Origin of the sequence: Campylobacter sp. 2018MI13 (genome assembly GCF_018501135.1) — a bacterium.
Classification (GTDB): Bacteria; Campylobacterota; Campylobacteria; order Campylobacterales; family Campylobacteraceae; genus Campylobacter_E.
On sequence record NZ_JAHCZC010000089.1, the window covers coordinates 1 to 6399 of the forward strand.

The window sequence follows — 6399 nt, forward strand, 5'->3', positions numbered from 1 at the left end:
ACTTATAACATATATATTTTTTATGAAACTTTACAAAATATATAATATAACTCCTATAATTGAGTATTTTTATGATTTTGAATATGCTTTAAGGTTTTAGCTAGTGTTAAAATAAAGTTAAAAAAAATATACTTTATAAAATTCCTTGAAATTCTAATACAACGCAGTTTTAAGTTAATTTCTAAAACAAATCAAATTCTAAAAACACCTTTAATTATAACTTAAAGTATAGTTAAATTATATGATTTTTAATGAGTATTAAAATTAAAATGAATAATTTTATAAAGAAACTAATAAGATACTAAATGATTTAAAATATACGCATTTGTAAATAATACTAGCAACAAAATCAGTATTCACTTACAAAATTAAGCATAATAATATTTTTGCTTATGTGTTATCAATGAGATTTCGTATATTTTAAATTAGATTATTATAATTTGTAATTTTTATAAGAAATAAGAATGTTTGATAAAATTAATCTAAAAGCAGTCTTTAAAGACTGCTAACATTATTTATAGTTTTTGATTGATTCTTCAAGTATTTTTGTAGCTTCAGCTATGCCTTTAAAATCTTGAACTTTTACCCATTTACCTTTTTCTAATGCTTTGTATGTTTCAAAAAAGTTTTTGATTTTTGCAAGTGTGTGCGGTGCTAGGTCCTCTAAAGATTTGATATTATCATAGCTTGGGTCAATCTTGCTAACAGGAACTGCAAGTAATTTTTCATCCATACCGCTTTCATCTTCCATAATTAAAACACCAATTAAACGGCAAGGAATAACAGCACCTGCTTGAACTGGGTATTCATTTAATACAAGCACATCAACAGGATCACCATCAGCTGCAAGTGTATTTGGCACGAAACCATAATTTGCTGGGTAAAACATAGCCGAATACATAACTCTATCAACCATGATTGCCCCACTATCTTTATCTAGCTCATATTTAATATTTGAGCCATAAGGAATTTCTATAACTGCATTTAATTTCTCTGCATTTCCACTTTTAATTTTTGTAATATCCATTTTTTTTCTCCTTGATTAGATTTTTTTCTTAATTTCTTCACTCATATTTGCAACAATTTCTTCAATTGTGCGTTCGCCGTTGATTTGTATATGTAGATTTTTTGCTTTATAAAAATTTAAAATATCAGCTAAAGGCTCGGTATATACTTTCATACGATTATTAAATACTTCTTCATTATCATCAGCACCCCTAGCACGACCTAAAACTCTATCTTTTGCTACTTGTTCGCTTACAAATACTTCAATAACAGCACTAAGATTTACTTCGTTTGATTTAGCTAATTCGCTATCAAGTGCGTGCATTTGTTCAACGCTTCTTGGGTAACCATCTATTAATATAACATCACTTGGAGCTTTTTTAAGTGCGCTCATAATTGTATTTACAACTATTTGTAAAGGCACTAGATTTCCTTTTGAGATAAGCTCATTTATTTGTTTTCCTAATTCGCTTCCACTTGCAACTTCAGCTCTTAATAAATCGCCTGTTGAATAGTGTGTGTAGTTTTCGTTTTTAGCAATTATGCTAGCATCAGTAGTTTTACCGCTACCAGGTGCTCCTATAATTAAAAATAATTTTTTCATAGTGTTTCCTTTCATAAAATTAAATATCTAAAATTACTTTAGTTGCTACTGCAATTTGGTATAAAATCTGAGTTATTACACCGGTTACTTGAAGGTTGTAAGTTTCAATTTTAGGTAATACTAATACTGAATCTCCTTCATAGACTTTAGCATTTTTATCACTGCTAAAAGTTCCTAAGCTTATTTTATCTGCTTTTCCATTAGCGTGTATTAATAAAATTCTTTTTTTATCAGCTCTAGTATTTAAATCCCCAGCCATTTTAATATAATCTTTTATTTTTAATCTATCTTGATGAATAAATGCACCAGGAAGAGCAACTTCTCCTTGAATTACAACTAAATTATTTTTGCTAGGTATATTAATAATATCATCATTTTCAAGAACAATTGAAGAATATAATTTTTCATCATCAATTACGATTTGCCCTTTAGGCTCAATTGCTCTAGCTCTTTCAATAAACTTTAAAATATTAGTTCCCCAATTATCTCTAATTTTTGCTTCTTCTGAAGTAGCTGAAGTTGTGGTTAGCGCTAAGGTTTCTAACTCTTTTAGTTGGGCTTCAATTAATTTTTTTTGAAGAGCTGCTACGCTTTTTCTATACACTTGCACTGCTTGTTTATTAGATAAATCATTCATATTTAATAAACTAAGAGCTTCTTGTAATGTAGTTCCTTTATCTAAAACTAATGAATGTAAGCTATTGTGTTCGCCTTCAATTTTTATGTTTATTTTATCTGCTGTGTAATCTGGTCTAAATTCCACTTCATCGGCATTATTAATATATACATTTTCAAATTCACTTTTTTTATAAGCATTTATACGGAGTTTGTTATTTTCATCATAACTTTTTATGATTGCATTTGTTGCAGTTGGTTTTGCATTAGATAAAATAGCTAAATCATTTAATGTTTTTAAATTCTCTCCTAATTCAAATCTATAAGGCTTTAATACATCACCACTAGCACTTGCATAGCCATTGATTTGTTTTACTAAAATTACATCACCATTTTTAAACATAGAATAATCTAATTTGCCATTTAATAAAAAATCATACAAGTCTATTTGTTTGATTAGTTGATTATTTCTTAGAATTTGAATATTTCTAAAGCTTCCATATTCAAGATTTATTCCACCTGCTTTATCAATGTATTGAATTAAAGAATCCGAGCTAAGCCCTTCATAAAGCCCTGGTTTATTTACATTTCCCGTAACAAATACTGAAATATTTTGGTAAGTATCCATATCTGCGTATGAATATACATTTGATTTATAAGTATTTCTTACTTTATTTTGAATAATATTTACTAAATCTTTATTGCTAACTCCTAACAAATGAATAACTCCAACTTGTGGAATAAATATATTTCCTTGAGAATCAACGCTTGATTTTTGTTGTAATTCTACTGCACCCCAAAGCTTAATATTTATTATATCTCCTATTGCGATTTTATAATCTGGATTATAAATATGTTTGCTAAATTGCTTAAAATTACCTGAGAATAGGTGTGCTCCAAATGTTTTATTATTCACTTGTTGTGATATTTCTTCTTGAGTATTATTTACTGCTATATTTGCTACATCAACTGCAAATGCTAATATTGAAAATACTAATATATAAAATATTTTTTTCATTAATATCTATGCTCCTCTATTATTGAATATGTAAATTTAATAATTCCAAAAACTAATGTTAATATAAAAAATACTGAGAATACATCATAAATTACATTTGGATATATTGCAATTTCTGATAAAACCGGCGAAGAAATTATAATAACTTGTTTTAACTTTTTATTAGCTTCTAGTCTTGATTTTTCATAAGATGCTAGGGCTAATTTATAAGCATCTTCAGCGAATTTTAATTTAAAACTAAGATTGCTAAAATCAATTGCTAAATAATTTAATTTGTCATTTTTATCTTTTGAAGTTAATTTATTAGCTTCTTTTTTTAATTGAGATTTTAGTGCTTCTAATTCTGATTTTAATGCTTTTACTTGCGGAGTATTTGAGTTTAAGTAACTATTTAATGTGGCAAGTTCTACTTCTTTTGCTATTATTTTTTCTTCTATTTGTGTTTTTATAGCTGATTGGGTTTTTGCTTGACTTACAGGGTCTAGCATAGAATTTGTATTTTGAAATTTATTTATTTCATCTTGGGCTTTACTTAGCTCTAAACTAGCTTTTTCTAATTCTTCTTTTGCAAAACTCATTTGTTCTCTTGCGATTTTATGTGATATTTCGTTTATGAAATTTTCACTTTCCTTAAGTATCGTATCGGCTATTTTTTTAGAATCTTCTGGAGAAAATGCGTTAATTTTAATACTTAAAAGTCCGGTAATATCATCATAAACTACCTTTATTCTACTTTGATAATATTTTAAAAAATCTTCTTTTACATCAAGATTTTTCAAAAATAATTCATAATCAATTTTTCCTTCATACATAGCCTTGATATTTATATCTTTTTGCAAAATTGCTAGCATATCGTATGAGTTTATATATTCTTTAAGATACATTAAATCTTCTTTAGATGAACTTGTAAGTCCTATTATTGGTATTAGGCTAGATGTATCTGTAGTAGTGCTTGTAGATTTTACTCCAATTATTGCTGTGCTTTCATATCTTGAACTTGCTATAAAAGCAAAATAAATCAGTGAAATTAAGCTTAAAACTATGATAATTTTAAAGCTTGTTATAAATTTTATAATCTTTTTTTTCATTAGCAACTTTCTTTATATTTATTAATTCCTTCATCTATATCATCATAGATTGCGGCTATTCCATTGTCTAAAAAAACTATTTTATCACACCAAGTTTTTATTTCGTTAATATCGTGTGAAACCATAATTACCTTTGATTTTGATAATTTTTCCTCATATACTTTTCTACTTTTTTCTCTAAAAGATGGATCGCCAACTGCTCCTGCTTCATCTATTAGATAATAATCAAAATCAAAAGCCATACTAAGACCAAATGAAATTCTACTTCTCATACCTGATGAATAGCTTCTAATAGGCTCATCAAAATAATCTCCAAGTTCAGCAAATTCTTTTACATATTCTATTTTTTCTTTTAAAGCTTCTCCACTATATCCGTAGATTCTAGCTATGAATTTGATATTATCTCTAGCACTCAAGCTTCCTTGAAATCCACCTGCAAATCCAACAGGCCAAGAAATACTCTTATCAATTATTACTTTACCACGATTAGGAATATCAAGTCCACCTAAAATTCTTAGCATTGTAGATTTTCCTGCACCATTTTTTCCCATTAGACCGATTGAACAATTATCAGGAAAAGTAAAATTTAAATCCTTAAAAATATAATGCTTTTTTTTATTGTTTAATACAAAGTATTTTGTGATATTTTCAAGTCTAATCATGCAGTGCCAAGCTCCACTCTTTTTTTATAATATAAGCCAAGACTAAAAAATAATAAAACTAAAGTGCAAATTAAAGGGTATTCAATATTAATTTGAGTTACTATAGGGTAGGTTTCAAAATAATTTTCTTTAAAAAGTTCAATTATATGCAAGATTGGGTTATAAGCTAGAATATCTATCATTTGGTTTGGGACTATCCATAAAGGAAACATAATAGCAGAACCAAAATACATCATAGTAAGTGCATAACCTATAATATTTTTTATAACATCTCTACCATAAAAAACAACAGCTAGTAAAAGCCCTAAAGCAAATGCAATAATAACTAGCCAAATAAACATTAAAAGACTATAAACAATATTAAATGGGATAATATTATAGTTTATAAAAAATCCCGTTGTAATCATTAAAATACAAAAAATAATAAAATATAAAATACCTTCTAGTAAGGCTCTAGCTAAAAATACATGAATAGGGCGAACGGGTTTATAAGTAAATAAACTTTTATTAGCTTCAATTCCATTCATTATAAAATTAACAATATTTCTAAACATAAAAAACGGAACCATACCTGTTATTAAAAATAAGCTAAAAGGAACTTGTGGTAATAATCTATTTCTAATTAAAGTAAAAATTACTAGCATAAACAAAACATGCATCATAGGTTCAAGTATAACCCATACATAACCTAAAGTTGGGTTTTTACCAAATCTAGTTTTAAGCTCTCTTAAAATAAGCGCGTTTATTATATGCCACATTTAATTTCCTATTTCAAATTCTTTGAAATTTAAGTAAAAATTTGCATTATATTGATTGTTTTTTAATAAATACCCTTGGAATTTCAAGTATAAATCATAATCGCTTACGAAATTATGAGCATTTTGCCAAAAGCTATCAAGGTCATTTTTATAGACTAAACCATCTATATTATAAATTGCATTACCCAATACTATAGTAGGGCAATTATGATAAAGTGCTTGCATTCCCACCGTGCTATTTATACATATACAGCCTTTAGCATTTTTTAAAAGATTTGGGATATTTCCACGATGAATATAAAACACCTTATCATTTATACCAAGTCTTTTGGTAAGTTCATTTATAATATTTGAATAATCAGTATATGCAATATCTAATGGGTGGTGTTTAAATATCAAAACATTATTATTCGCTCTATTTTTAGCAAATGATTTTATGGTTTTAACTATGAATTTTTTCATACCTTTGTCTTTAAAATGCTTTTTTATTTGGCTATCGTTATGCACTTGAAGAACTGCTAAGAAATATTTTTTGGAATATTTTTTAGCTAGATTATCTACATTTTTTTCTAAAATTGAATATTTAGCCTTTCTATAAAAATGTCTAAACCATCTAAAAAGCTCCATTATATTTAGTGGTCTATGATAG

The 6399-nt window shown here is 26.9% G+C and carries 7 protein-coding genes; all 7 read right to left on the minus strand.

Going from position 1 to position 6399, the window contains the following annotated elements:
- Positions 1-511: 511 nt before the first annotated feature.
- Positions 512-1027, minus strand: a complete 516-nt coding sequence (gene ppa, locus KJQ99_RS08245) for an inorganic diphosphatase (RefSeq protein ID WP_214150514.1) — start codon at positions 1025-1027, stop codon at positions 512-514.
- 15 nt (positions 1028-1042) lie between these two features.
- On the minus strand, positions 1043-1609 hold the full coding sequence (locus tag KJQ99_RS08250) for an adenylate kinase (RefSeq protein ID WP_214120548.1): 567 nt from the start codon (positions 1607-1609) through the stop codon (positions 1043-1045).
- Positions 1610-1628: 19 nt separating this feature from the next.
- Positions 1629-3242 (minus strand): polysaccharide biosynthesis/export family protein, encoded by a 1614-nt coding sequence (locus tag KJQ99_RS08255; protein ID WP_214150515.1) that lies wholly within the window; start codon positions 3240-3242, stop codon positions 1629-1631.
- On the minus strand, positions 3242-4330 hold the full coding sequence (locus KJQ99_RS08260) for a KpsE/RkpR family capsule polysaccharide export protein (protein WP_214150516.1): 1089 nt from the start codon (positions 4328-4330) through the stop codon (positions 3242-3244). Before KJQ99_RS08260 ends, KJQ99_RS08255 begins: the two co-directional genes overlap by 1 nt.
- The gene (locus KJQ99_RS08265; protein WP_214150517.1) at positions 4330-4992 is read right to left on the minus strand and encodes an ABC transporter ATP-binding protein; all 663 of its coding nucleotides are present in this window, start codon (positions 4990-4992) and stop codon (positions 4330-4332) included. The genes KJQ99_RS08260 and KJQ99_RS08265 overlap by 1 nt, the downstream gene beginning before the upstream one ends.
- Positions 4989-5750: a capsule polysaccharide transporter KpsM gene (gene kpsM / locus KJQ99_RS08270; RefSeq protein WP_214150518.1), complete on the minus strand. Its 762-nt coding sequence runs from the start codon at positions 5748-5750 to the stop codon at positions 4989-4991. Before kpsM ends, KJQ99_RS08265 begins: the two co-directional genes overlap by 4 nt.
- Positions 5751-6399: capsular polysaccharide export protein, LipB/KpsS family (locus KJQ99_RS08275; protein WP_502756519.1), on the minus strand; the 649-nt coding region annotated here is incomplete at its 5' end. It abuts the gene before it with no gap.